We start from the raw sequence: 24025 nt of genomic DNA on the forward strand, positions 1-24025 counted from the left end.
TCGGAACCCACAGAACGACGACAGCCCGGTGCCGCATACTGCGGCACTACAGTGGGTCGGAACAGCCAGCAAGCAACAGGGAGCGCATGACGTGCGGCCGGTAGGCAGCAAGTACCTCCTCGAGGAGCCCCTCGGTCGCGGCGCCACGGGCACCGTCTGGCGGGCCCGCCAGCGCGAGACCGCGGGCGCCGAGGCGGCCGTGGCGGGACAGCCCGGCGAGACCGTCGCGATCAAGGTCCTCAAGGAGGAGCTCGCGAGCGACCCCGACATCGTGATGCGCTTCCTGCGGGAGCGCTCCGTCCTGCTGCGGCTCACCCACCCCAACATCGTCCGGGTCCGCGACCTGGTCGTCGAGGGCGAGCTGCTGGCCCTGGTCATGGACCTCGTCGACGGCCCCGACCTGCACCGCTACCTGCGGGAGAACGGGCCCTTCACCCCCGTCGCCGCCGCCCTGCTCACCGCCCAGATCGCCGACGCGCTCGCCGCCAGCCACGCCGACGGCGTCGTCCACCGCGACCTCAAGCCGGCCAACGTCCTGCTGAAGCAGGACGGCGGCGAGATGCACCCGATGCTCACCGACTTCGGCATCGCCCGCCTCGCCGACTCACCCGGCCTCACCCGCACCCACGAATTCGTCGGCACGCCCGCGTACGTCGCGCCGGAGTCCGCCGAGGGCCGCCCGCAGACCTCCGCCGTCGACGTCTACGGCGCCGGCATCCTGCTGTACGAGCTGGTCACCGGCAGGCCGCCGTTCGGCGGGGGCTCCGCCCTGGAGGTGCTGCACCAGCACCTGAGCGCCGAGCCGCGCCGCCCCTCCACCGTCCCCGACCCCCTGTGGACGGTCATAGAACGCTGCCTGCGCAAGAACCCCGACGACCGTCCCAGCGCCGAGAACCTCGCCCGCGGCCTGCGCGTCGTCGCCGATGGCATCGGTGTGCACGCCAACAGCGCGCAGATCGGCGCCGCCGAGAACGTGGGCGCACTCCTCGCCCCCGACCCGGCGCCCGCCCAGGTACCGGGCACCCCCGGCGCCGCCGACCCGACGCAGGTCCTGCCGCAGAACCCGAATGGCGCCTACGACCCGAACGGCGCGACCAGCGTCCTGCCGCACACCGGCAACCCCTCCGGCGCCGCCGACCCCACCGCCGTCCTCCCGAACCGCGGCGCGGCCGACCCGACCGCCGTCATGCCGCCGGTCCCGCCGGGGCAGCCGGGCGGACCGGGACAGGGCGGACCCGAGGACCCGCACCCCTGGCAGAACCAGCTGCGCGCGGCCCGCGACCGCAACGAGCAGACGCAGGTCCAGTACCTCGACCCGAACCAGGACCCGCTGCGCCGCCGCCCCCAGCGGCAGGTCGCCCGCCCACAGCAGCAGCAGCCCCGACAGGCCCCGCAGGGGCCGCCGCCCCAGCAGCCCGGCTACGGCTACCCGCAGCAGCCCCAGCCGCAGCGCTACGCCACTCCGCAGCCCCAGCAGCCGCCCCGGCCCCAGCCGCAGCGGTACGCCCCGCCGCCGGCGCCCGAGCCCCAGCCGCCCCGGCGCGAGCCCCGTCCGCCGCGGCAGCGCAGCGCCAACCCGATGAGGATCCCCGGGCTCGGCTGCCTCAAGGGCTGCCTGTTCACGCTCGTCATCCTGTTCGTGGCCGGCTGGCTGATCTGGGAGCTGAGCCCGCTGCAGGAGTGGATCGGCACCGGCAAGGGCTACTGGGACCAGCTCAGCGACTGGTTCGGCACCGTGACCGGATGGATCGGGGACCTGGGCGGCGGCGACGGCGGTTCCGGCGGCGGGAGCTCGAGCGGCAACTGAGCCGCGCGCCCGCCGCCCGTCCCGCCCCGAGACCCCGACTCTGGGGATTTGTCGACAACCGGCGGGTGATTTCCGCCTCCCCGGTGAAGGTCGGCTCCTCCAACGCGTACTTTTAGGCGCAACACGCGTCGGTAGGAGCAGTCTTGGCACGGAAGATCGGCAGCCGGTACACCGCCCACCAGATCCTCGGGCGGGGCAGCGCCGGCACGGTGTGGCTGGGCGAGGGGCCCGAGGGACCCGTCGCGATCAAGCTGCTGCGCGAGGACCTGGCGTCCGACCAGGAGCTCGTCTCACGCTTCGTGCAGGAGCGCACCGCCCTGCTCGGCCTGGAGCACCCACACGTCGTCTCCGTGCGCGACCTCGTCGTCGACGGCAACGACCTCGCGCTGGTCATGGACCTGGTCCGCGGCACGGACCTGCGCACCCGCCTCGACCGGGAGCGACGTCTGGCGCCCGAGGCCGCGGTGGCGATCGTCGCCGACGTCGCCGACGGCCTGGCCGCCGCGCATGCCGCCGGGGTCGTGCACCGCGACGTCAAGCCCGAGAACGTGCTGCTGGACATGCAGGGCCCGCTCGGACCCGGCGGCTCGCACCCGGCCCTGCTGACGGACTTCGGGGTGGCCAAGCTCATCGACACCCCCCGGCGCACCCGCGCCACGAAGATCATCGGCACGCCGGACTACCTGGCCCCGGAGATCGTCGAGGGCCTGCCCCCGCGCGCGTCGGTGGACATCTACGCCCTGGCCACGGTCCTGTACGAGCTGCTCGCGGGCTTCACGCCGTTCGGCGGCGGCCACCCCGGAGCCGTGCTGCGCCGCCATGTGACCGAGACGGTCGTCCCCCTCCCCGGCATCCCGGACGAGCTGTGGCAGCTGCTCGTGCAGTGCCTGGCCAAGGCACCGGCCTCCCGGCTGCGCGCCTCCGAGCTGGGTGCCCGGCTCCGCGAGCTGCTGCCGCTGCTGGCCGGGATGGGCCCGCTGGACGTCGACGAGCCCGACGCCGAGGAGGACGACGACGCGCCCGAGGAGCCCGCGACGCTCCCGGGGTCCGCCGAGTCCACCGGGGAGCCCGTACGGCGCCGGGGAGCGGTGCCGCTGGTGCCGGGGGCGAAACCGGCCGACTCCAACCGCGACACGCACACCTCCATGCGCGTACCCGCCCCCGACGAGCTGGCCGGCGGCGCCCGCGGCACCGCCCGTGCGCCTCGCGCGTCCGGTGCCCCGCGCCCCGGCTCGGCCCGCAACCGTGCCACCGCGCGGCGCCGCCGGCTCGCCCTGGGCGCGGGCGCGGTCGCCCTGGTGGCGGCGATCGGCGTCGGTACCTGGCTCGCCACGGGCGGTGACGAGGGCGACGCCGGACCCCAGGACACGCGGAACTCGGCACCGGCCTCTCCATGAGGTCGGGTGCGCCGCAGCCGCCGCCTCGGCCGTCGCCGCCGGTGACGACCCGGCGAAGACCGGTGGACGGAGCCGTTACGCTGGATGCGTGGCAGTCGTCGATGTATCCGAAGAGCTGAAGTCCCTCTCCTCGACCATGGAGTCGATCGAGGCCGTCCTGGACCTCGACAGGCTGAGGGCAGACATCGCCGTGCTCGAGGAGCAGGCGGCAGCGCCCTCCCTGTGGGACGACCCGGAGGCGGCGCAGAAAATCACCAGCAAGCTCTCCCACCTCCAGGCCGAGGTGCGGAAGGCCGAGGCCCTGCGCGGCCGGATCGACGATCTCGGCGTGCTCTTCGAGATGGCCGAGGAGGAGGACGACCCGGACACCCGCGCCGAGGCCGAGTCCGAGCTCACGGCCGTGCGGAAGGCGTTGGACGAGATGGAGGTCCGCACCCTCCTCTCGGGCGAGTACGACTCCCGTGAGGCGCTGGTCAACATCCGCGCCGAGGCGGGTGGCGTGGACGCCGCCGACTTCGCCGAGAAGCTCCAGCGCATGTACCTGCGCTGGGCCGAGCAGCACGGCTACAAGACCGAGGTCTACGAGACGTCGTACGCGGAGGAGGCCGGCATCAAGTCGACCACCTTCGCCGTGCAGTCGCCGTACGCGTACGGCACCCTCTCCGTCGAGCAGGGCACGCACCGCTTGGTGCGCATCTCGCCCTTCGACAACCAGGGGCGCCGCCAGACCTCCTTCGCGGGCGTCGAGATCCTCCCCGTGGTCGAGCAGACCGACCACATCGAGATCGACGAGTCCGAACTGCGGGTGGACGTGTACCGCTCGTCCGGCCCCGGCGGCCAGGGCGTGAACACCACCGACTCCGCGGTGCGGCTCACCCACCTGCCCACCGGCATCGTGGTCTCCTGCCAGAACGAGCGCTCCCAGATCCAGAACAAGGCCACCGCGATGAACGTCCTCCAGGCCAAGCTCCTGGAGCGGCGCCGCCAGGAGGAGCAGGCCAAGATGGACGCCCTCAAGGGCGACGGGGGCAACTCCTGGGGCAACCAGATGCGTTCGTACGTGCTGCACCCCTACCAGATGGTCAAGGACCTGCGCACCGAGCACGAAGTGGGCAACCCCGAGGCTGTGTTCAACGGCGAGATCGACGGGTTCCTGGAGGCCGGCATTCGCTGGCGCAAGCAGCAGGAGAAGTAACACGAAGCGGTGACGCCGCTTTGTCGACAAGGCAACTGCCGCCCCCGAGGCGGCGGTTGCCCTTCTTCTGGCCGGTGTCTGCCGGTGATGTCTGGGTTTTACATCACACTCACACCCTTTGTGTCCGGCATACGTCCCGTACCTGGACATCGCGTACGCAATGACCTTGACGTTGCTTTGAACATTCGTAAGGGTGAGGCGCGGCATGCGTATTTCTGGGGCGCATGTGAACCGGGGGACTTCAGCGCAGCTACCACCTCCGTCGATCACGGCCCCCGAGTGCGGCCTCATTGACTATTCGGCTACTGGGGGTAGCAACTACATGACGAAGAAGACGCGGATTCGTGTCGCGCGGATAGCAGCCGGCGCGGTGATCGCCGCCGGTGCCTCGCTGACCGCCGCGGGCGCCGCCTCGGCGCTCGACCTCGGTGTGAGTGCCGAGGTCGGCGGTGACGGTGTCGGCATCGGCCTGAACGTCAACGCGGGCGACGACGACACCACCGGCGGTACCGAGGGAGGCACTGAGGGCACGACCGAGGGCGCCTCGGTGGGTGTGACCGAGGGCACCTCGCAGGGCACCTCTGCGGGCACGTCGACCGGTACGTCCGAGGGCACCTCCACCGGCACGTCGGAGGGCACGTCGACCGGTACGTCGGAGGGCACGTCCGAGGGGACCTCCACGGGTACCTCCGAGGGCACGTCGACCGGCACGTCGGAGGGCACCTCCGAGGGCACCTCGACGGGCACGTCCGAGGGTGGCGACAACGGTGGCTCCGGTAACAACGGTGGCTCCGGTAACAACGGTGGCTCCGGTAACAACGGTGGCTCCGGTAACAACGGTGGCTCCGGTAACAACGGTGGCTCCGGCAACAATGGCGGTTCCGGCAACGGCGGCGGCACCGGCGGCAACGGTGGCTCCGGCAACGGCGGTGGCACCGGCGGCTCCACCGGCGGTGGCGACAGCATCGGTGGCACCACCCCCGACGGCGGTGGCAACGACAACGTCACCCAGGACCAGGGTTCCTCGGCCCTGACCGACACCGGCGAGGAGGCCCCGGCCTCCGACACCGCCGCCCAGGGCAGCGGTGACGAGCTCGCCGAGACCGGCGCCGCGGAGACCACGTTCCTGCTGGTCGGCGCCGCCACGATGATCGCCGGTGGCATCGGCTTCCGTCTGCTGCCGCGCCTGGTGAACGGCCGCGGCGCGGCTGCCTGAGGGTAGCCACCCGCGTACGCACCGCGCACGCATGCGAAGGGGCCCGGAGCGCACATCGCTCCGGGCCCCTTCCGCGTCCGTCTCCAAGAGGCGCCACGCGCCCTCTGCGGGCGTCAGACGGTCTGGTGGGCCAGCAGGGCCACCGCCGCGACCAGCACCGCCAGCAGCGCGATCAGCGTCGTCGGATTCAGCCCCGCGAGGAAGTTTCCCTGCTGCAGCCGCTCGCGGTTCGCCCGGCAGACCGGGCACCGGCCCTCACTCACGGGCGCCGCGCAGTTCGCGCACACCAACCGGTCGTACGTCATGCGCTCGCCCTCCTTGCCACCGGCTCCCTGGGAACAACGCCCGCACCGACGCGAACGTTCCCTTTCCACTGTGCCAGGTTCCGTGGGGTGCCGCGCGCCTTCCCCGTAGGGACAAAACACACAACTGTCACGCAACCGCGACCGGTGACTGCGGGCCGCTCCCCGCTTCGCGTATGGTCACGCTCATCTACCCCCGGCGACCCGTGGTGCATCCGTGATCCGATTCGACAACGTCTCCAAGGTCTACCCCAAACAGAGCCACCCAGCCCTCAGGGACGTCTCCCTCGAGGTCGAGAAGGGCGAGTTCGTCTTCCTCGTGGGGTCCTCCGGCTCCGGAAAGTCCACCTTCCTGCGGCTGATCCTCCGCGAGGAGCGGTGCAGTCACGGACAGGTGCACGTCCTGGGCAAGGACCTCGCCCGCCTGTCCAACTGGAAGGTGCCGCAGATGCGGCGCCAGCTGGGGACGGTGTTCCAGGACTTCCGCCTGCTGCCGAACAAGACGGTCGGCGAGAACGTCGCCTTCGCCCAGGAGGTCATCGGCAAGTCCCGCGGCGAGATCCGCAAGTCCGTGCCGCAGGTGCTCGACCTCGTCGGGCTCGGCGGCAAGGAGGACCGCAGGCCCGGCGAGCTGTCCGGCGGTGAGCAGCAGCGCGTCGCCATCGCCCGCGCCTTCGTCAACCGGCCCAAGCTGCTGATCGCCGACGAGCCCACGGGCAACCTCGACCCGCAGACCTCCGTCGGCATCATGAAGCTGCTCGACCGCATCAACCGGACGGGCACCACCGTGATCATGGCCACCCACGACCAGAACATCGTGGACCAGATGCGCAAGCGCGTCATCGAGCTGGAGAAGGGCCGCCTCGTCCGCGACCAGGCACGCGGCGTCTACGGCTACCAGCACTGACGACGAGGAACGGAAAGGCTTAACCAGACGCCATGCGCGCCCAGTTCGTGCTCTCGGAGATCGGTGTCGGTCTTCGCCGCAATCTGACGATGACCTTCGCGGTCATCGTCTCCGTCGCCCTGTCGCTGGCCCTGTTCGGCGGTTCGCTGCTGATGAGCGACCAGGTCAACACCATGAAGGGCTACTGGTACGACAAGGTCAACGTCACCGTCTACCTCTGCAACAAGAGCGACGCGAAGTCCGACCCCGCCTGTGCCAAGGGCGCGGTGACCGAGGACCAGAAGAAGCAGATCCTGGCCGACCTCGAAGAGATGAACGTCGTCGAGAAGGTGACGTACGAGTCGCAGGACGAGGCGTACAAGCACTACAAGGACCAGTTCGGCGACTCGCCCCTGGCCAGCTCGCTCACCCCGGACCAGATGCAGGAGTCGTACCGGATCAAGCTGAAGGACCCGGAGAAGTACCAGGTCATCGCGACCGCCTTCGACGGCCGGGACGGTGTGCAGTCGGTGGCGGACCAACGCGCCACCCTGGACAACCTCTTCGAGCTCCTCAACGGCATGAACTGGGCGGCGCGCGCGGTGATGGCGCTCATGCTGGTCGTCGCGGTGATGCTGATCGTCAACACTGTGCGCGTCTCGGCGTTCAGCCGGCGGCGCGAGACCGGCATCATGCGGCTGGTCGGCGCCTCGGGCTTCTACATCCAGGCGCCGTTCATCATGGAGGCGGCGGTCGCCGGGCTCATCGGCGGCGCGGTCGCCTGCGGCTTCCTGGTCACCGCGCGGTACTTCATCATCGACCACGGCCTCGCCCTGTCCGAGAAGCTGGCCCTGATCGACTTCATCGGCTGGGACGCGCTGCTGGCCAAGCTGCCGCTCATCCTGGCCACGAGTCTGCTGATGCCCGCGTTGGCCGCGTTCTTCGCGCTGCGCAAGTACCTGAAGGTGTGACACATCCCCTGAGGGTCGAACGGTGAAGCGACCGTTCGGCCCTCTTGCGTTGTCCTAGACTCACCGGCATGTCAGGTCGTGACCTGTTCTGTCAGCCCCGCCGCGCACGCCACGGGGCCGCCCTGACCTTGCTGTTCGCAAGTGTTCTCGTCGCGGGCGCGGCCACCGGCTCGTTTCCCCAGGGCGACCGGAAGTCCCCGTCCGACACGGCCCGTTCGTCCGCTCCCGCCGGACGCCACGAGGAAGTGGCCCGGGCGGCGGCCGAGGCGCTGGCCGACGGCAAGTCCCCCGTGGAGGCCGCCGAACGCGCCGTCAGTCGCAGCGGGGACCGCTGGGGCGCCGTCTACTCCCAGGGCGAGTACGAGGAGTTGGAGGAGTCCCTCGGCGGCCGGTACACCGGCGTCGGGCTCTCCGCGCGCCGCGAACGCGACGGGCGCATCGAGGTGACCAGGGTGCGCTCCGGCTCGCCCGCCGCCGACGCCGGGATCCGCGAGGGCGACCGGCTGCGCAGCGTCGACGGTCAGAGGGTCGACGGGCGTCCCGTCACCGAGGTCGTCTCCATACTGCGCGGCGACGCCGAGGAGGAGCCCGCCGGCACCGCCGTCCGGCTCGGCCTGGAACGCGGCACGCGCGCGTGGACCGAGACCCTGCGCCGGGCCGAGCTGTCCACGGACCCCGTGACCGTGCGCACGCTCGCCGACGGCGTCACCGTGGTCAAGGTCGTCACCTTCACCAAGGGCGTCGGTGACCAGGTGCGCGACGCCGTGGCGCGGGTCCCGGCCGGCACCGGCGTCGTCCTCGACCTGCGCGGCAACTCCGGCGGCCTGGTCGCCGAGGCCGTCACCGCCGCCTCCGCCTTCCTCGACGGCGGTCTCGTCGCCACGTACGACGTCGACGGCGACCAGCGGGCCCTGCACGCCGAACCCGGCGGCGACCCCACCAGACCCCTGGTCGCGCTGGTCGACGGCGGCACGATGAGCGCGGCCGAGCTCCTCACCGGAGCCCTCCAGGACCGCGGACGCGCGGTCGTCCTGGGGTCCCGCACCTTCGGCAAGGGCTCGGTGCAGATGCCGAGCCGGCTGCCCGGCGGCTCGGTGGCCGAGCTCACCGTCGGGCACTACCGCACCCCCTTGGGCCGCGGCGTCGACGGCACGGGCATCACGCCCGACCTGGAGGTCGACCCGACGGACGACCCGGCCGCCCTGGAGCGGGCGCGGACGGTGCTGAGCGGACTGGGACGGTAGTAATCCGCTTTCCGCGGGCCCCCTCCGTAGTGCCAAAATGGGCTGCACTATGGCTAAGGAAAAAGGGCGCAAGCTGATCGCGCAGAACAAGAAGGCGCGGCACGACTACCAGATCCTCGACACCTACGAGGCCGGAATGGTCCTGTCCGGGACCGAGGTGAAGTCGCTGCGTCAGGGGCGGGCGTCGCTGGTCGACGGCTTCGTGCAGCTGGACGGGCACGAGGCGTGGCTGCACAACGTGCACGTGCCGGAGTACAGCCAGGGCACCTGGACCAACCACAGCGCCCGTCGCAAGCGGAAGCTGCTGCTGCACCGCGTGGAGATCGACAAGCTGGAGGCCAAGTCCCAGGAGACCGGTCACACGATCGTGCCCCTGGCGCTGTACTTCAAGGACGGCCGGGCCAAGGTCGAGATCGCGCTGGCCCGCGGCAAGAAGGAGTACGACAAGCGGCAGACCCTGCGGGAGAAGCAGGACCGTCGGGAGGCGGAGCGCACGATCTCGGCGATCCGGCGCAAGCAGCGGGCCTGAGCCGGGGAATAGGCTGGCACCCTCGCGCGTTGGTCACGTACGATGGCAAGCAGCACCGCTCGACGGTGCGTGTTTTGAAAAATCAACATGGGGATGATCGGTTTCGACAGCGGCTGTCGAAGCAGGGGAAGCGTGTCGAGGAAGCGGCCATGATCTCGTAAACCACAGGCCGAAAAAAATAATCGCCAACACCAAGCGCGATTCCTCCCAGCAGGCCTTCGCCCTCGCTGCCTGATCTCAGGTAGCAGAGCGAGCCTCCTACTACGGGAGTGTCAGCCCGGGGCTGTTCCCGACCCGGATCCTGGCATCAGCTAGGGGACTAAACCTTGATCCCGGTCACGGGGTGAAGAGGGAAACCAAACAGTGACTGAGCCCGTCGGAGACTTGTCCGCGTGATCTCCGGGGCTGAGAAAATCGCAGCGGACTGCACACGGAGAAGCCCTGGTTCCGCACCGTTGGACGCGGGTTCGATTCCCGCCATCTCCACAATTCCCATGTGGGCCGAGGCCCCGTCGCTCCAGCGCGACGGGGCCTTTGTCATGCGCGGACGCGGGCGTCATGCTCGACCGCGGGCCCGGCCGGGCAGGAGGAGCAGCGTGAGGAGCAGGGCCGCCGCCGCGGCCGTCACCGGGACGCCGTAGGCGGCCGTGGGGGACGTGTGCTCCACCATCCAGCCACCCACCGCGCTGCCGCAGGCGATGCCGCCGAGCAGGCCGGTCACCGCGAGGGTCATGCCCTCGTTGAGACGGCCCTCGGGGGTGCGGTGCTGGACCAGGGTCATGGTGGTGACCATCGTCGGCGCGGTCGCCATCCCGGCGATCAGCAGCGTGACGGCGAGCAGCGGCAGGGAGCCGGTGAGGGACGCCGCGAGCAGGGGCAGCGTGAGCAGCGCCGTCATGGCGGCCACGCACCACGGCAGGCGCTCCTCGGCCGGCCCCGCGGGCCTCAGTGCGCCGTACAGCAGGCCCGCCGCGCAGGAACCGGTCGCCTGCAGCGCGAGGACCACACCGGCCGCCGTACGGTGCCCCTGTGCGTCCGCGAACGCGATCGTGACGACCTCCATGGCGCCGAAGATCCCGCCCATCGCCAGGCAGACCGCCAGCAGCGGAGGTATGCCCGGTGCACGGATGGGAGCCTTGGTGCGGGGGAGCGGCCGGGCCGGCGGTTCGGTCGAGCGCTGGGCGGTGAAGAGCAGCATGCCCACGACCAGCAGCACCACGCCGACGAGCGTGCCCGCCTCCGGGAACAGTGCCGTGCACAGGGACGCCGCGAGGACCGGCCCGAGCATGAAGCAGAGTTCGTCCGCGGCCTGTTCGAAGGAGTTGGCGGTGTGCAGGGCGTCGGCGTCGCCCTTCAGCAGGTGGGCCCAGCGGGCGCGGGCCATGCCGCCGGTGTTGGGGGTCGTGGCGGTGGCGGCGTAGGCGGCGAACAGGGTCCAGTCGGGGGCGTCGTGGCGCACGCACAGCACCAGCGCGAGCGAGCCGAGGGCGGCGACCAGGGTGGCGGGCAGGGCCACTCCGGCCTGGCCGTGCCGGTCCACGAGCCGTGCGGTCCACGGGGCGACCAGAGCCGTCGCCGCCAGCCCGGTCGCGGTGACGGCGCCGGCGAGGGCGTAGGAGCCGCGGGTGCCGGCGATCATCACGACCGCGCTCACGCTGAACATGCCCATGGGCAGCCGGGCCAGGAGGTTCCCGATCGTGAACGCTCGGGCCCCGGGTGTGGAGAGAAGGCGCCGGTACGGGCCGGGTGGCCGGCGCCGGGCGCGCGGGTGGAAGTCGGCGACGACCAGGGCGTCGGCGGTGACGGTCGGGAAGGCGGCCGGGCGGGACGGGCGTGCGAAGGTCGGTTGCGGCATGCCCTCACGGTCCCCCGGGGCCGATCAAGGGGTCCAACACCTTCTCGGCGCCCATTCACGCAGCCCTGTTGTAAATTCGCGGGATGCCCGCACCCGCCTCTGTGGACCCGCGCCTCCTGCGGGCCTTCGTCACCGTCGCCGAGGAGCTGCACTTCACCCGCGCCGCCGCTCGACTGTACGTCGCCCAGCAGGCCCTCAGCCGGGACGTACGCCGCCTGGAGCGGGAGTTGGGTGCCGAGCTGTTCGTCCGGACCACCCGGCAGGTGACGCTGACGGCCGACGGTGAGCGGCTGCTGCGGTACGCCCGGCGTGTCCTCGCGGCCCAGGACGAGCTGCTGGCCGCCTTCGGACAGGCCCGCCCGCTCCTGGTGGACGTCAACTCCCCGGGACAGCTCACCGGACGCCTGGTGCTGGAGCGAGCCCGCGCGCTGGCGCCGGAGCACGAGCTGATGGCGCGCTACGAGAGCGGGCTGACGGGTGCCGTCACCGAACTGCTCGCCGGCCGCCTCGACGCCTCTTTCGGCCGGTTCGCCGGCCTCGCCCCCGCACTGCGGGCGGGTCTCGGGCACCAGCCGGTGCGCTACGAGCCCATGGCCGTGGTGCTCCCCGGGGACCACCCGCTGGCCCGGCTGGCGGAGGTGCCGCTGGCCGCGCTGGCCGGCGAGACGGTGTACGCCGGGGCCGGCAATCCGCGCACGCCCGAGTGGACCGATCTCGCGCACCGCCTGTTCGAGGGACGCGGCATCGACGTGGCGCCACCCGCTCCGCTCGCCGTCGGGAACGAGGAGTTCCAGCGGCTCATGGACAAGTCGGGCACCCCGGTCCTCGCCGTGGTGACCTTTCCAGCCATCGGATCGACCGTGGTGCGCCCGCTGGTCGATCCCGTGCCGCTGTCGCCGGTGTCCCTGGTGTGGCGAAAAGCACTGGTGCACCCGGCGTTCGACGCGCTCCGCCGGGCGGTTGCCCAGATCGCGGCCGAGAAGGACTGGCTGCGTGTCCCGAGCGGAGCGTGGATTCCGGCTGCCGACGCCGCCGTGATGTCCGCCGGTAACTGACACAGGGCAACCACGCATCCTCCGCGTGCGCTACATTCTTGGCCTGAGCACGGTGTGATACAGGGGGCGCTCGAACCTGGTGGGGGCCGGTTCGGCCGACGGGTGCTCGGAGTCGTGTGCGCACCCGGATCCGTCCCTCGGGGGGAAGTGCGTGCGCGTGAACAAATGGCAGAAAGACGCCCGACGGGCGTGGCCCGAGGCCGCGTCCGGGACGCGTGACCTCCCGGAGGCGAAACAGGATGGCGACGCCACGCAGGCGTTCCCGGCGACCCGGGGCTTCTCCGGCGTCGAGGAGTCCCCGATGACCGGAGCGGGGTCCACCGGGCCCGGCGGGTCCGCGGGGCCGGGCGCAGGGTGGTTCGGGACCGCCGACGAGGTCTCGCGCCGCGACGGACGGGCCGGGGGGAACGCCGACCGGACGTCGCCGGACGCGGTCGAGCCCCGGTCTCCCGAAGCGCACGCGGGCCACGGCGCCGACGGGACGGAGACGGCCGGTTCCGGAAGGGACCGGGACCGGGATCGAACAGGCGGGAACCCGATGGGCGGAGACCGCACGGACCGCGATGGTGGACGGGACCCGTTCGGTCAGCAACGAATAACCTGGACCGGGGCGACACCCTCCGGGGCGAACCCGTCCGGAACAGGCCGGGGCGGCGCCGACCGAGGCCTCGACCGGGGCCTCGACCGCGACCGGGACCTCGACAAGACGGACGTCCTCCCTCCGACCCCCTCGGCCACCCCGCCGAACTCGGCCGACCCGACCCGCGCCCTCCCCGTGTCCGCGCCCGACCCCGCCACGGCCGTCCTCCGCGACCCCTGGCAGGAGGCCCCGGACGCCGGTGCGGCGGACCACGCCCACGACCCGCACGAGGTGACGGTCCAGCTCGACGCCGTGCAGCTCGGCGACGGCGTGCTGCGCCGGGTCGACGCGGGGCCGGGCAAGGGCGCCCCCGACGGCTCCGACGGGCCCGTCTTCGTCGACGCCTCCGGGCGCCGCAGCCGCCTCTACCGCCGCCTCGGCATCGCGGTCGGCCTCGCCTGCGCGGTCTACGCCGTCGTCATCGTCTCCACGCTGCTGTCCGGCAACTCCAACGCGCCCTGGCTGCCCGTACCGGGTCAGCAGGAGGGCAAGCCGGCCGGCCAGGTCGACACCACCCCGGTGCCCTCCGAGTCGGCACAGCCGTCCGGCACCGGCAGTGCCGTCCCGCAGACCAGCCCCTCGGCCGGCACCGGCGTGACCACGGCTCCGGGCACCGACGCCCCCGCACCCGGCACGTCCGGCAGCGCGCGGCAGCCCGGTACGAGCGCCGACCCCGACCCGTCCGGGACCACCGGGACCGACCCGAAACCGGGCGACGGCGGCGCGACCGCCCCGGACCCGACGACGTCGACGCAGGCGCCGCCGCCGGTCACCACCGAACCGTCGACCCCGGCGGGCGGCGGTGAACCCACGGTCGACCCGACCGAGCCCACCGTCGACCCCACCTCAGGCACCGACCCGGGCGGCGGCGACACGACGGCCAACGGCGCGGGCGCGCTCACCCCGGTCGCCGGAACCGCCGACGGACCTGCCGACGGAACCGTGGTCGCCGCCGGCCCGGACACCACCCTCACGTCCCCTTCCCTGTCCCCGGAGAACACCCTCTGATGGCATCCCGCACCCGCCGTCCCGGGGGCGCGCGCACCGCCCGTGAGGGCTCCCGCCGCCGCCTGCCCTTGCGCCTGCTGCTTCCCCTGCTCGTCCTGGTCGCCCTGGCGGCGATGCTCATGCTGCGCGGATACGTGCACAGCGAGATCCTCGCCGACCACCGCGTCCAGCCGCCCGCCGCCACCGACCAGGTGCCGGAGAAGATCCTCGAGGGCGGCCCGGTCATCGACGTCCGCGGCGGCCGCACCGAGAGCCTGAGCGTGCCCGACCACCGCCTGGTCCTCACCTTCGACGACGGCCCGGACCCGACCTGGACGCCGAGGGTGCTGGACGTGCTGAAGAAGCACAACGCGCACGGGGTCTTCTTCGTCACCGGCACCATGGCCTCCCGCTACCCCGACCTCGTCAAGCGCATGGTCGACGAGGGCCACGAGGTCGGCCTGCACACCTTCAACCACCCCGACCTCTCCTTCCAGTCCAAGAAGCGCATCGACTGGGAGCTGTCGCAGAACCAGCTGGCGATCACCGGTGCGGCCGGCATCCGCACGTCGCTCTTCCGTCCGCCGTACTCCTCCTTCGCCGACGCCATGGACAACAAGTCCTGGCCCGTCACCGAGTACATCGGCAGCCGCGGCTACATCACCGTCGTCAACAACACCGACAGTGAGGACTGGCAGCGGCCCGGCGTCGACGAGATCATCCGCCGCGCCACGCCCAAGGACGGCAAGGGCGCCATCGTCCTGATGCACGACTCCGGCGGCGACCGCAGCCAGACCGTCGCGGCGCTGGACAGGTTCCTGCCCGACCTGCAGAAGAAGGGCTACGAGTTCGACAACCTCACCGAGGCCCTGGACGTGCCCAGCGCGATGAGCCCGGTGACCGGTGCCGAACTCTGGAAGGGCAAGGCCTGGGTCTTCCTGGTCCAGGCGTCGGAGAAGATCACCGACGGCCTGGTGGCCGGCCTGGCGGTCATCGGCACCCTGGTCATCGGCCGGTTCGTGCTGATGCTGCTCCTGTCCGGCATCCACGCCCGCCGGGTCCGGCGCAAGGACTTCCGCTGGGGCCCGCCGGTCACCGAACCGGTCACGGTGCTGGTCCCGGCGTACAACGAGGCCAAGTGCATCGAGAACACCGTCCTGTCCCTGATGGCCAGTGACCATCCGGTCGAGGTCATCGTCATCGACGACGGTTCCAGCGACGGCACGGCACGCATCGTCGAGGCGATGGGGCTGCCGGGCGTCCGGGTGATCCGCCAGCTCAACGCGGGCAAGCCGGCGGCGCTCAACCGGGGCCTGGCGAACGCCAGTCACGACATCGTCGTCATGATGGACGGCGACACGGTCTTCGAGCCGTCCACCGTCCGCGAGCTCGTCCAGCCCTTCGGCGACCCGAAGGTCGGCGCCGTGGCCGGCAACGCGAAGGTCGGCAACAAGGACAGCCTCATCGGCGCCTGGCAGCACATCGAGTACGTGATGGGCTTCAACCTGGACCGCCGCATGTACGACGTGCTGCGCTGCATGCCGACCATCCCCGGCGCCGTGGGTGCCTTCCGCCGCTCCGCCCTCGAACCCTTCGGCGGCATGAGCGACGACACCCTCGCCGAGGACACCGACGTCACCATGGCGCTGCACCGCGCCGGCTGGCGCGTGGTCTACGCCGAGAACGCCCGCGCCTGGACCGAGGCGCCGGAGACCGTGCAGCAGCTGTGGTCCCAGCGCTACCGCTGGTCGTACGGCACCATGCAGGCCATCTGGAAGCACCGCCGCGCGGTGATCGAGAAGGGTCCCTCGGGCCGCTTCGGCCGCGTGGGCCTGCCCTTCGTCTCCCTGTTCATGGTCCTGGCCCCGCTGCTGGCCCCGCTGATCGACGTCTTCCTGCTCTACGGCATCGTCTTCGGCCCGACCGAGAAGACGATCGTGGCGTGGCTGGGCGTCCTGGCCATCCAGGCCGTCTGCGCGGCGTACGCCTTCCGCCTCGACCGCGAACGCATGACCCATCTGATCTCGCTGCCGCTGCAGCAGATCCTCTACCGCCAGCTCATGTACGTCGTGCTGCTCCAGTCCTGGATCACCGCGCTCACCGGCGGCCGCCTGCGCTGGCAGAAGCTGCGGCGCACCGGTGTCGTCGGCGCGCCCGGCGGCTCCGTGCCGCACCAGCGCTCGCAGAGCAGCGATGATCGGAGGCCCGTGGCATGACCCACGGATACACGACCGGCACGGGGACGAGCCCGGAGCCGGCCGGCCCGTACGGCACCCCGTACGCGGGGGGTTCGAACGGGGCCGCGGGAATGCCGTACGCCGCCGTCCCGCAGCAGCGTGCGACGGACCCCGATCCCGCTCCGGTTCCCCCCGCCCCGGCCGCGAAGAAGCCGGGCCGCGACCGCTATCTGGACCTGCTGCGCTCCATCGCGCTGGTCCGCGTCGTGGTGTACCACCTCTTCGGCTGGGCCTGGCTGTCGGTGCTGTTCCCGTCGATGGGCGTGATGTTCGCGCTGGCGGGCTCGCTGATGGCGCGTTCGCTGAAGCGTCCGGCGCTGAGCGTGATCCGCGGGCGCGTGCGACGCCTCCTGCCGCCGATGTGGGCGTTCGCGGTGGTCGTGCTCGCGATGATGTTCGCGAACGGCTGGAACCCGGCCGACGACCCGGACCGCGGCGGCACCTGGGGCCTGATCGAGCTGTTCAACTACATCGTCCCGATCGGCGCCCCGCCCTACCCCTGGCACGTCGGCTCCCAGTCCGGCCTCCTGGAGGACACCTGGGCGGTACAGGCCGCGGGGCCCCTGTGGTACCTGCGCGCCTACCTGTGGTTCGTCATCGCCTCCCCGCTGCTGCTGTGGCTGTTCCGCAAGGCCCCCTGGCCGACGCTGCTCGCGCCGCTCGGCCTGACGGCGATCGTCGGCACGGGCCTGGTGAAGATCCCCGGCGAGACGGGCAACGCGGTCACCGACTTCGCGGTCTACGGCGGCTGCTGGGTCCTCGGCTTCGCCCACCACGAGGGGCTGCTGAAGAAGATCCCGCGGTACGTCTCGGTCTCCGCCGCGTCCCTGATCATGGCCTTCGGCCTGTGGTGGGCCTCGAACCACCTGGGCCCGGACGGCTGGGACCTCAACGACATCCCGCTGGCCCAGGCCACCTGGTCGTTCGGCTTCGTCGTGATCCTGCTCCAGTACTCCCCGTCCTGGCAGGAACTCCCGGGCCGACTGGCCAAGTGGGACAAGCTGGTCACCCTCTCCAACAACCGCGCGGTCACCATCTACCTGTGGCACAACCTGCTGATCATGGCGACGGTCCCGATCGTCGACCTGGCCTACAAGCTCCCGTTCATGCAGAGCGAGCGCGCGGTCGGTGCCCTCGACGGCGCGTACACGATCTGGATGTTCGCCCTGGTCTGGCCCCTCATCGGCCTGATGGTCCTGGCGGTCGGCTGGGTCGAGGACCTGGCCGCGAAGCGGAAACCCCGCCTGTGGCCGAACGGCACGAAGCGCTCCGCCGGCCGGAGGTCCGGGGCGAGGGCCGCCCACCGGGGCTGACGGGCGTCGGACGGTCGTGCGAGACTGCCCCGGTTGCGGACGTGAACGGGGTGGCGTGAGCCGGGCAGGGGGACAGGTGGGATGAGCAAGCGGCAGATGCAGAAGATGCTGCGGCTGATGGCGAGCGGGGAGCCGGTCGAGCTCACCAGTGCGATGGCGTCCGTGAAGAAGCTGGCCCGACTCGCCTTCGTCGCCCAGCAGTTCGGGTACGAGTACGCCGACGTGCGACAGGGCGGCGGGAACAACAGCCAGCTGAAGATGCTGATCGTGCCCGATCCCAGCCCGCAGGCACGGGCGCGGGCCGCGCAGAACTGGGCGCAGTACCCGAACGCCGGCGACGGGGTGTCGGTGCCGCCGCTCGTGCCGGACGCCTTCGAACTGCTCAAGGCCCGCATCAACTTCGACCTCACCGGCAAGAGCGCCGAGAAGCGGATGGGGTACGGCGCGCTCGGCGTCACCGTCGCGTGCGCGGTCCTCGGCTTCCGGGCCGGCGGCAGCTCCGACGACTTCGTCATGGCCGCGATCATCTGGGTGGGTGTTCTGGCGCTCCTGGGTGTCGGCCTGCTCGTCACCCGCAAGCGCAACGCCAAGTTCGCGGCCCGGCTGCGGGCCGCCGGGTTCCTGCCGGTGACCGACGAGACGGGGCGCGTGCGGTACCTGGCGCCGGGGGCGCAACTGCCCGGGCACGGGAACCCGTTCGGGGGTGCTCCCGCAGCGCCCGGGGGTTACGGACAGCCCGCGCCCGGCCCGTACGCCCCGCCGCAGCCCTACGCGGCCGCCGCCCAGGGTGCCTACGGGCAGCCCCAGCCCCAGCAGCCGTACGGACAGCCGCAGGCTCAGCAGCCGTACGGGCAGCCCCAGGCGTACGGACAGCCGCAGGCTCAGCAGCCGTACGGGCAGCCCCAGGCGTACGGACAGCCGCAGCCCCAGCCGCAGGCGTACGGGCAGTCGTACCCGCCCCAGGCGCACCCGCAGCAGAACCCCCACTGGCAGCCCGGGCCCCCGCAGGGCTGACAGCGACCTCTCACCCGGCCCTCCGGTGGGGTGAGAGCAACGTTCCCTCGCGGTCATCCACAGCCCCACCGGGCCGAAACGCGTCCTGCCTACCTTCGGTGCGATCGAGCTGTGGAGCATCGTGGAGGCGTCATGACAGTCCCTGGCGGCCGCTGGATCCAGCACTGGGATCCCGAGGACGAGACCTTCTGGAAGGAGACGGGGGAGAGGGTCGCACGGCGGAACCTGTACTTCTCCGTCCTCTCCGAGCACATCGGGTTCTCGATCTGGACACTGTGGTCCGTGCTGGTGCTCTTCATGGGGCCGGAGTACGGGCTGACACCGGCCGACAAGTTCCTGCTGACGTCCGTTGTCACGCTCGTCGGAGCCGTCGTGCGGGTGCCCTACACCTTCGCGGTCGCGATCTTCGGCGGGCGGAACTGGACCATCGTCTCCGCCGGGCTGCTGCTCGTCCCGTCCGTCGCGGCCTTCATGGTCATGGAGCCGGGGACGTCCTTCTCGACCTTCCTCCTGGTCGGCATGCTGGCCGGCATCGGTGGTGGCAACTTCGCCTCCTCCATGACCAACATCAACGCCTTCTTCCCGCTCAGGAAGAAGGGCTGGGCGCTCGGCCTCAACGCCGGGGGCGGGAACATCGGCGTGCCGGTCATCCAGCTCGCCGCGCTCGCGATCATCGGGGCGAGCGGCGGGCCGCGGGTGCTGCTCGGCATCTACATCCCGCTGATCCTGGTGGCCGCCGTCCTCGCCGCCTGCTTCATGGACAACCTGGCCTCCGTGAAGAACGACACCGGCGCCGCCAAGGACGCCGCCCGGGACGCCCACACCTGGATCATGGCCGTGCTGTACATCGGCACCTTCGGGTCGTTCATCGGCTACAGCTTCGCCTTCGGGCAGGTGCTGCAGACCCAGTTCGGGCGGACCCCGCTGCAGGCGGCGTACCTCACCTTCATCGGTCCGCTGCTCGGCTCGCTGATCCGGCCGCTGGGCGGCAGGCTCGCCGACCGGTACGGCGGCGCGAAGATCACGCTGTGGAACTTCGTGGCCATGGCCGCCGCCACCGCCGCCCTCGTCGCGGCCAGCATGGCCAAGTCGCTCGCGCTGTTCGTCGCCGTGTTCGTGGTGCTGTTCGTGCTCAGCGGGCTCGGCAACGGGTCGACGTTCAAGATGATCCCCGGCATCTTCCAGAACAAGGCGCTGGGCAAGGGGCTGACGGGGGAGGACGCCGTGGCGTACGGGCGGCGGCTCTCCGGCGCCTCCATGGGGCTCATCGGCGCGGTGGGGGCGCTCGGCGGTGTCGCCATCAACCTCGCCTTCCGGCAGTCGTTCCTCTCCGTCGGCTCGGGCACCGGCGCCTTCGTCGCCTTCCTCGCCTACTACGCCGTCTGTTTCGCCGTCACCTGGGCGGTATACCTTCGCCGCCCCGCGGTCCGCACGCCCGGTGGTCCGGCGGGCCCGGCGGAGGCGAAGGCCCAGCTCAGCTACGCCCAGGTGTGACGTAACACTGGTGACATGAAGCGGAACCGAGCCTGTCACGCAGCGTTGACAGGCTCGGTCGGCACGTGACCAGACACGTGGGTGTGAACGATCGGAGCGCGGCGAGCCATGGACGACGACGAACTGCAGCGACCTGAGCACGGCCCCCTGGCCGGTTTCACCGTGGGCGTGACCGCCGCCCGCCGGGCCGACGAGCTGGGCGCGCTGCTCCAGCGGCGCGGTGCCGCCGTCCTGCACGCCCCGGCGCTGCGGATCGTGCCGCTCGCCGACGACAGCGAGCTGCTGGCCGCGACCAAGCAGCTCATCGACCAGGCGCCGGACGTCGTCGTGGCCACCACCGCCATCGGGTTCCGAGGGTGGGTCGAGGCCGCCGACGGCTGGGGGCTGGGCGACGCCCTGCTGGCGCGGCTGCGCGAGGTGGAGCTGCTCGCGCGCGGGCCCAAGGTCAAGGGCGCGGTCCGGGCCGCCGGGCTGACGGAGCGGTGGTCGCCGGCCTCCGAGTCCATGGCCGAGGTGCTGGACCGGCTCCTGGAGGAGGGCGTCGACGGCCGCCGGGTCGTCGTACAGCTGCACGGTGAGCCGCTGCCGGGGTTCGTGGAGGCGCTGCGGGAAGGCGGCGCCGAGGTCGTCGGCGTGCCGGTGTACCGGTGGCTGCCGCCGGAGGACCTCGGGCCCGTCGACCGGCTGCTGGACGCCACCGTCTCCCGGGGCGTGGACGCGGTGACGTTCACCAGCGCGCCGGCCGCCGCGTCGCTGCTCGCCCGCGCCGAGGAACGCGGACTGCTGCCCGAGCTGCTCGCCGCCCTCGGCCACGACGTGCTGCCGGCCTGCGTCGGCCCGGTCACGGCGGTGCCGCTCCAAACGTACGGCGTCGACACGGTCCAGCCCGAACGCTTCCGGCTCGGACCGCTCGTCCAGCTCCTGTGCCGGGAACTCCCGGCCCGCGCCCGTGCCCTGCCGGTCGCCGGGTACCGGCTGGAGATCCGCGGGCACGCGGTGCTCGTGGACGGGGAGCTCAGGGCCGTACCGCCCGCGGGCATGGCCCTGCTGCGCGCGCTGTCCCGGCGGCCCGGCTGGGTCGTGCCCCGCGCGGACCTCCTGCGGGCCCTGCCGGGCGCCGGGCGCGACGAACACGCCGTCGAAACGGCCATGGCCCGCCTCCGCACGGCCCTGGGCGCCCCGAAGCTGATCCAGACGGTGGTCAAACGCGGCTACCGCCTGGCCCTGGACCCGGCCACGGACACCAAGTACGCGGACGCCTGACGGCACGGTGGCCGCGCGGGGAGGACGGGGCGTGGTCCGGAGCCGGGCAGGGCGGTGGAGCGGGCAGGGCGGTGGTGCGGTCCGGGGTGGGGCCGCGTGTGACGGGGAGGGGCCGTGAGGCGTGGGGCGGTGGTGGGCCGAAGGGGGCGGGGCGTTTGGTGTCTCGCGGAGGTCAGGTCCGCGGTGAGCGGTGCCGTGGTCGGTGCTCCATCGGCGGCGCGTGACCGCCGCGCCGTGTCACGGGCTGCTGGACGGGGCAGCGGCACGAGGGGTTCCGGGCGGGGGAGCGGGCAGGCACTGTAGAGGGAGCGGTCCACCTGCTCCCCTTTCAGCCCGCCCCACCGGGCCATCCCTAGGCGGTGACAGGAACATGGCATTGGGTACGGCCACCGACCCGTACGAGCTGCGGTTCGACACCGGGCGGATCTGTCTGGACCTCATCGCCACCACCCACCCCGTGGAACGTCTCGGCTCCGTCGAGGTGCTGCGCGCCTGGATCACCGGCGCCGGACTCGTCCCGCCCGGCACCCCGCTGACCCACGCCGACGCCTCCTGGCTGGCCGCCTTCCGTGAACTGCGCCGCGAGACCGCGCGGTTGGTGCGTGGCCGACCCGCACCCGGCACCGGCCCGTACGACCTCGCGCTCGCCCGCGTCAACGACCTCGCGCGTGCCGCGCCCCCGGCCCCGCGCGCGGTGCACGGCGAGGACGGCACGCTCGTACGGGAGTTGACCGGACCCCCGGACTGCGCGGCGCTGCTCGGCGCCCTCGCCCGGGACGCCGTGGAACTGCTGACCGACCCGGTCGCGCGGGCGAGCCTGCGCCAGTGCGCGGGCGACAACTGCCCGATCGTGTACGTCGACACCTCCCGCGGGCACCGCAGGCGCTGGTGCTCCAGCGAGGTCTGCGGCAACCGCGAGCGCGTCGCCCGGCACCGCAGGCGCGCCGCGCTCGCCCGGTAGAGCCGGCCGCCCGGTACGTCCGGCCGCCCGGTAGGTCCGGCTGTGCCCCCGTTCGTCACGCCCCCGCGAGAAAACTGTCCCCTCCCTTTGAACACCCCGCCCTCCCCGTCCGTACCGAATGGGCGAGCGACCGACTGGGGGGACCCCCGGACATCGGAGGTGGGCGTGCGCAAGGATTCCGTCGTGGCCGGTGAACGTGGTGCGAGGGCCCGACATCGCATGTCCCCGTCGTCCTCGGAACCCGACGAGGAGCTGATGCGCGCCCTGTACCGGGAGCACGCCGGCCCCTTGCTGGCCTATGTGCTGCGCCTGGTCGCGGGGGACCGGCAGCGCGCCGAGGACGTCGTCCAGGAGACGCTCATCCGTGCCTGGAAGAACGCCGGTCAGCTCAACCGTGCGACCGGATCGGTACGCCCCTGGCTGGTGACGGTCGCCCGGCGCATCGTCATCGACGGCCACCGCAGCCGGCAGGCCCGGCCGCAGGAGGTCGATCCGTCGCCGCTGGAGGTCATCCCCGCGGAGGACGAGATCGACAAGGCGCTGTGGCTGATGACGCTGTCGGACGCGCTCGACGACCTGACCCCGGCCCACCGGGAGGTCCTCGTCGAGACGTACTTCAAAGGGCGTACCGTCAATGAGGCGGCGCAGACACTGGGCATACCCAGCGGCACCGTTCGCTCCCGGGTGTTCTACGCCCTGCGTTCGATGAAGCTGGCACTGGAGGAGCGGGGGGTGACGGCGTGATGAGCGGGTACGGGGGATCTCAGGGATACGGCGGGGGAGTCGGCGGCGGGATCGGCGGGGGATTCGGCGCAGGTGATTCGGGTAGTTCTGCCCCCATGCAGGGATCACCGGCGCCGAACGAGCACGAGACCGTCGGCGCCTACGCCCTCGGGATTCTCGACGACGCCGAAGCAACCGCTTTCGAGGCGCACCTCGCCACCTGCGAGTGGTGCGCCCAACAGCTCGACGAGCTGGCCGGGATGGAACCGATGATGGCCGCGCTCGCGGACCTGCCCGGTGCCGGTACGCCCGCGATCGCCGAGTCGCTGACCGTCAAACCGAGCCCGCGGCTGGCGGAGAAGCTCGTCGACGAGGTCGCCGAGCGCCGCGCGAGCAAGCGCCGGCGCAACTTCTACCTGGTGGGCACCGCCGCCGCACTGATCATCGGCGGTCCGTTCGCCGCCGTGGCGACCACGAGCGGCGACGGCGGCGACGACGGCGGCGGGCGGAAGACCGACTTGTCCCAGCAGGTCGCCAACCCGGCGGAGTCCGCCTTCGCCAGGATGCCCGACCGGGTCACGGCGACCGACCCCGCCACCCGGGTCAGCGCGACCGTGGCCCTGGAGAAGAAGGCCTGGGGCACCGAGGCGGTCCTGGAGCTCAAGAACGTCAAGGGGCCCCAGAAGTGCTCCCTGATCGCCGTCGGCAAGAACGGCGAGCGGGAGACCCTCAGCTCCTGGACGGTCCCGGACTGGGGGTACGGCATCCCGGACGCCACCACCGAGAAGGCCAAGAAGCCGCTCTACGTGCTCGGCGGCGCCGCCTTCGAGCCCAACCAGATCGATCACTTCGAGGTGATGACCTTCGACGGCGAGCGGCTGGTGGAGGTGGACGCGTAGGAGCGCCGTAGCTTCCGGCGCCCCCTTCGCGTACCTT

20 protein-coding genes and 1 other RNA gene are annotated in these 24025 nt (G+C 71.9%); 19 read left to right on the top strand and 2 right to left on the bottom strand.

Features of this window, described 5'->3' with window-relative positions; all coding sequences use genetic code 11:
* The first annotated feature begins 91 nt into the window (after positions 1-91).
* The 4 genes from ACIGO6_RS00205 to ACIGO6_RS00220 all read left to right on the top strand — a co-directional run bounded on the left by ACIGO6_RS00205 (position 92) and on the right by ACIGO6_RS00220 (position 5615).
* A complete protein-coding gene (locus ACIGO6_RS00205; protein ID WP_399869451.1) occupies positions 92-1807 on the top strand; it encodes a protein kinase in 1716 nt (571 codons plus the stop codon).
* 143 nt (positions 1808-1950) lie between these two features.
* Complete coding sequence (locus tag ACIGO6_RS00210) at positions 1951-3204, top strand: serine/threonine-protein kinase (protein WP_399869453.1); 1254 nt, start codon at positions 1951-1953, stop codon at positions 3202-3204.
* 88 nt (positions 3205-3292) lie between these two features.
* A complete protein-coding gene (prfB, locus tag ACIGO6_RS00215) occupies positions 3293-4399 on the top strand; it encodes a peptide chain release factor 2 (protein WP_399869455.1) in 1107 nt (368 codons plus the stop codon).
* Between the two features lie 322 nt (positions 4400-4721).
* A complete protein-coding gene (locus tag ACIGO6_RS00220) occupies positions 4722-5615 on the top strand; it encodes a hypothetical protein (protein ID WP_399869456.1) in 894 nt (297 codons plus the stop codon).
* A gap of 113 nt (positions 5616-5728) precedes the next feature.
* Here the strand turns inward: ACIGO6_RS00220 and ACIGO6_RS00225 are convergent, their stop codons facing one another.
* On the bottom strand, positions 5729-5920 hold the full coding sequence (locus ACIGO6_RS00225) for a hypothetical protein (RefSeq protein WP_399869458.1): 192 nt from the start codon (positions 5918-5920) through the stop codon (positions 5729-5731).
* A 214-nt stretch (positions 5921-6134) separates the two neighbouring features.
* On the opposite strand from ACIGO6_RS00225, the gene ftsE reads away from it, so the two are divergent.
* From ftsE to ssrA, 5 genes are all read left to right on the top strand, one after another.
* On the top strand, positions 6135-6824 hold the full coding sequence (ftsE, locus tag ACIGO6_RS00230) for a cell division ATP-binding protein FtsE (protein WP_043372426.1): 690 nt from the start codon (positions 6135-6137) through the stop codon (positions 6822-6824).
* A gap of 32 nt (positions 6825-6856) precedes the next feature.
* Entirely contained in the window at positions 6857-7774 is a 918-nt protein-coding gene (gene ftsX / locus ACIGO6_RS00235) for a permease-like cell division protein FtsX (RefSeq protein ID WP_399869460.1), read from the top strand.
* A 68-nt stretch (positions 7775-7842) separates the two neighbouring features.
* Positions 7843-9018, top strand: a complete 1176-nt coding sequence (locus ACIGO6_RS00240; protein WP_399869462.1) for a S41 family peptidase — start codon at positions 7843-7845, stop codon at positions 9016-9018.
* Positions 9019-9067: 49 nt separating this feature from the next.
* A complete protein-coding gene (gene smpB, locus ACIGO6_RS00245; RefSeq protein ID WP_399869463.1) occupies positions 9068-9547 on the top strand; it encodes an SsrA-binding protein SmpB in 480 nt (159 codons plus the stop codon).
* 89 nt (positions 9548-9636) lie between these two features.
* Positions 9637-10036: a transfer-messenger RNA gene (ssrA, locus tag ACIGO6_RS00250) on the top strand.
* 67 nt (positions 10037-10103) lie between these two features.
* On the opposite strand, the gene ACIGO6_RS00255 is transcribed toward ssrA, so the two are convergent.
* On the bottom strand, positions 10104-11402 hold the full coding sequence (locus ACIGO6_RS00255) for an MFS transporter (RefSeq protein ID WP_399869465.1): 1299 nt from the start codon (positions 11400-11402) through the stop codon (positions 10104-10106).
* An 83-nt stretch (positions 11403-11485) separates the two neighbouring features.
* Between ACIGO6_RS00255 and ACIGO6_RS00260 the strand changes: the two genes are divergently transcribed.
* The 10 genes from ACIGO6_RS00260 to ACIGO6_RS00305 all read left to right on the top strand — a co-directional run bounded on the left by ACIGO6_RS00260 (position 11486) and on the right by ACIGO6_RS00305 (position 23988).
* A complete protein-coding gene (locus ACIGO6_RS00260; protein ID WP_399869467.1) occupies positions 11486-12457 on the top strand; it encodes a LysR family transcriptional regulator in 972 nt (323 codons plus the stop codon).
* 301 nt (positions 12458-12758) lie between these two features.
* Positions 12759-14105, top strand: a complete 1347-nt coding sequence (locus ACIGO6_RS00265; protein WP_399869469.1) for a hypothetical protein — start codon at positions 12759-12761, stop codon at positions 14103-14105.
* Positions 14105-16300: a glycosyltransferase gene (locus ACIGO6_RS00270; RefSeq protein WP_399869471.1), complete on the top strand. Its 2196-nt coding sequence runs from the start codon at positions 14105-14107 to the stop codon at positions 16298-16300. The genes ACIGO6_RS00265 and ACIGO6_RS00270 overlap by 1 nt, the downstream gene beginning before the upstream one ends.
* A complete protein-coding gene (locus ACIGO6_RS00275) occupies positions 16297-17634 on the top strand; it encodes an acyltransferase (protein WP_399869473.1) in 1338 nt (445 codons plus the stop codon). The genes ACIGO6_RS00270 and ACIGO6_RS00275 overlap by 4 nt, the downstream gene beginning before the upstream one ends.
* Before the next feature lie 81 nt (positions 17635-17715).
* Positions 17716-18648: a hypothetical protein gene (locus tag ACIGO6_RS00280; RefSeq protein ID WP_399869475.1), complete on the top strand. Its 933-nt coding sequence runs from the start codon at positions 17716-17718 to the stop codon at positions 18646-18648.
* 132 nt (positions 18649-18780) lie between these two features.
* Complete coding sequence (locus ACIGO6_RS00285; protein ID WP_399869476.1) at positions 18781-20142, top strand: nitrate/nitrite transporter; 1362 nt, start codon at positions 18781-18783, stop codon at positions 20140-20142.
* Between the two features lie 108 nt (positions 20143-20250).
* A complete protein-coding gene (locus ACIGO6_RS00290) occupies positions 20251-21405 on the top strand; it encodes a uroporphyrinogen-III synthase (protein WP_399869478.1) in 1155 nt (384 codons plus the stop codon).
* A gap of 370 nt (positions 21406-21775) precedes the next feature.
* The gene (locus tag ACIGO6_RS00295; RefSeq protein ID WP_399869479.1) at positions 21776-22366 is read left to right on the top strand and encodes a CGNR zinc finger domain-containing protein; all 591 of its coding nucleotides are present in this window, start codon (positions 21776-21778) and stop codon (positions 22364-22366) included.
* Positions 22367-22585: 219 nt separating this feature from the next.
* On the top strand, positions 22586-23110 hold the full coding sequence (locus tag ACIGO6_RS00300) for a sigma-70 family RNA polymerase sigma factor (RefSeq protein WP_369181718.1): 525 nt from the start codon (positions 22586-22588) through the stop codon (positions 23108-23110).
* Positions 23111-23205: 95 nt separating this feature from the next.
* Positions 23206-23988 (top strand): zf-HC2 domain-containing protein, encoded by a 783-nt coding sequence (locus ACIGO6_RS00305; RefSeq protein WP_399869481.1) that lies wholly within the window; start codon positions 23206-23208, stop codon positions 23986-23988.
* Positions 23989-24025: the final 37 nt, after the last annotated feature.

Origin of the sequence: Streptomyces sp. NPDC053750, assembly GCF_044544295.1 — a bacterium.
Taxonomy (GTDB): Bacteria; Actinomycetota; Actinomycetes; order Streptomycetales; family Streptomycetaceae; genus Streptomyces.